Source organism: Rhodoplanes sp. SY1, assembly GCF_046000175.1.
Lineage (GTDB): Bacteria > Pseudomonadota > Alphaproteobacteria > Rhizobiales > Xanthobacteraceae > Rhodoplanes.
The window spans coordinates 1-2,587 of the sequence record NZ_JBEOMB010000284.1 but is presented as its reverse complement, the minus strand read 5'-3'; the positions used below and the strand labels follow the sequence as shown (position 1 = coordinate 2,587).

Below are 2,587 nucleotides of genomic sequence, written 5' to 3'. Positions count from 1 at the left end.
ATCGGGAACCGCTCTAGATCGGCAATTCACGTCACGGCGCGCACGGGAATCTGGCGGCCCTCAGAGCCGCCACGCTCGCCGTCGCGTCCGCGTGCGCGCGTGACGCGCCTCACTTGATCGTGGTGACCTCGGTGCAGTTCACGTTGCCCCAGGCGGTGCGGGCGCACTGGCGGGTGCTGACATACTGGATGCGGGGCGGCTCGGGCTTGGCGGCGACGACCGGCTCGGCCGGCTTGCTCGGCGCCGGGGCGGCGACCGCGGCGGACACCGGATTCGGCGACACGGCCAGGGTCTTGGCGCCCGGATAGGGCATCTTGAAGACGGCGACGAGGGTGAGCACCACGACGGCAAGCGCGTAGATGATATTCATCGAACACTCCAAAATCCGAGTCGTCGGCAAACTTCACCGGGCCGGACCCGCGCCGGCCCTCGTTCGAATCGACCGGACGATGATTCCCTAATCCGGTTTAAGTCATACTAACATACCTCGGACGGAATGGAGAAATCGCCCGTCGCGGCGTTCCGTCGCGGCGGGCGATTCAGAGGACGTCTCGGGGGGGCCGGCCGTCACAAGGGCGTGAGGCCGGCCTCGATCTCGGCCCGCCGCGGCTCCAGGAACGGCGGCAGCGCGAGGCGCTCGCCCAAGACTTCGAGCGGCTCGTCCACGGCGAAGCCCGGCCCGTCGGTGGCGATCTCGAACAGGATGCCGTTGGGCTCGCGGAAATAGAGGCTGCGGAAGTAGTAGCGGTCGACCGGGCCGCTGGACGGCACGCGCATGCGGCGCAGCCGCTCGGCCCAGTCCTGATAGGCCCCATCCGGCACCCGGAACGCGACATGGTGGACGCCGCCGGCGCCCGGCGCGGCGACCGGCTTGCCGGGCTCGACCGCGACATGCAGCTCGGCTGCAGCGCCGCCCGGCCCCATCGCGTAGACATACGTCCGGGAGCCGGGATTGCCGGGCGTCTCGTAGTCGCGCTCGCGCCGCATGTTCATCAGCGCGGTCAGCACCGCGTCGGTGGGGCCGAGATCCGGCACCGAGATCGTGATCGGCCCGAGGCCGCGGATCTGGTGCGCGGCCGGCACCGGGCTGCCCGCCCAGGCGTGCGCGTCGCCCGCGCCCCCGTCGTCGATCAGGCTGAGGCGCTGGCCCTCGGGATCCTCGAGGTCGAGGGTCGCGCGGCCGTCGCGCAGCACGATGTCGCCATGCGTCACGCCGGCGGCGGCGAGGCGCTCCTTCCAGAAGACGAGGCTTGCCTCGCCGGCGACCCGCAGGCCGGTGCCGCTGATGCTGTGGGTGCCGCGCCGCTCACGCCCGACCGGCCAGTCGAAAAAGGTGATATCGGAGCCCGGCGAGGCGAGGCCGTCCGCATAGAACAGGTGATAGGCCGAGACGTCGTCCTGGTTCACTGTCTTCTTCACCAGCCGCATCCCGAGCGTGCCCGTGTAGAAGGCGTGGTTGCCGGGCGCGTCGGCCGTGACGGCGGTGAGATGGTGGATGCCGGTGAGCTGCATGGGGGTGCCTTTCTGATTGGTGTGTCTCGGGTGCCGGCGACGCTCAGCCGAGCCGCGCGAAAAACTCGGCCGCGAGCGCGAGGTCGGCGCGGCCGAGACCATGGCCGGCCGGCACGGTGCGCAGCGTCACGTCGGCGCCTGCTGCCGCGAGGGTTGCGGCGAGCTTTTCCGGATCGCCCGGCGGCATGATCGGGTCGGCGTCACCGGCGACGATCAGCACCGGCGTGCCGGTGAGCCCTTGCGCGGCGGGCGGCGGGTCGAGCGGCACCATGGCGCGCAACAGCACGGCGCCGGCCAGAACGCCGGGATGGAGCTGCAGCACGGCCGCGGCGATGTTGGCGCCGTTGGAGAAGCCGAGCGCGACGGGCGCAGCGATCCCGTATTCCTTCCGCGCCGCGCCGACGAAGGCGGCGAGGTCGGCGGCGCGGCGGCGCACGTCGTCCTGGTCGAGCACGCCCTCGGCGAGCCGGCGGAAGAAGCGCGGCGCCGCCCCCTCCAGCACGTTGCCGCGCGGCGACAGCAGCGCCGCCCCCGGCGCCAGCGACTGGCCGAGCCCGATCAGGTCGGTCTCGTCGCCGCCGGTCCCGTGCAGGAGCAGCAACGGCGGCCGGCCCGGCGCGGTGGCCGGGACGAAGCGGTGGACATGCAGGTCGAGCGCGGAGGTCTTTTTCGGTGCGACGGACATTTCGGCCTCGGGGGTGAGGGTGACTCGGGGTGAGGGTGAAGTGATGGAGCACGGCCGCCGTCACCTCTCCCCGCCTGCGGGGAGAGGTCGACGTTCGCGCGATCAGCGCGGACGTCGGGTGAGGGGGCGTCGCCGCGAGTCTGTGCGTCCAGCTCTCTGCCTTGCGGAGGCGCCCCCTCACCCGTCTCGCCGCTGCGCGGCGAGCCACCCTCTCCCCGCACGCGGGGAGAGGGAAAGAGCCCTCCCCGTTCTCCCTGTCGCAACGGCTGAACCGCCCTGCGTGCGCCCCGATGGACGGATCGCGGCGCCGCGCGTTAAACACAAGGTCTCCCTCCGCGCCGCATCGTGCCGTCGCACGAACGCGCGCATCTGCGATCCTTCGCGCCTCTG

At 71.9% G+C, this 2,587-nt stretch carries 3 protein-coding genes; all 3 read right to left on the bottom strand.

Annotated features, from left to right (window positions below; genetic code table 11):
* Positions 1-109: 109 nt before the first annotated feature.
* Positions 110-370, bottom strand: coding sequence for a hypothetical protein (locus ABTU92_RS29145; protein ID WP_408095047.1), 261 nt, complete (start codon positions 368-370; stop codon positions 110-112).
* 197 nt (positions 371-567) lie between these two features.
* A complete protein-coding gene (locus tag ABTU92_RS29140; protein WP_408095046.1) occupies positions 568-1,512 on the bottom strand; it encodes a ring-cleaving dioxygenase in 945 nt (314 codons plus the stop codon).
* 43 nt (positions 1,513-1,555) lie between these two features.
* The gene (locus ABTU92_RS29135; protein WP_408095045.1) at positions 1,556-2,197 is read right to left on the bottom strand and encodes an alpha/beta hydrolase; all 642 of its coding nucleotides are present in this window, start codon (positions 2,195-2,197) and stop codon (positions 1,556-1,558) included.
* Positions 2,198-2,587: the final 390 nt, after the last annotated feature.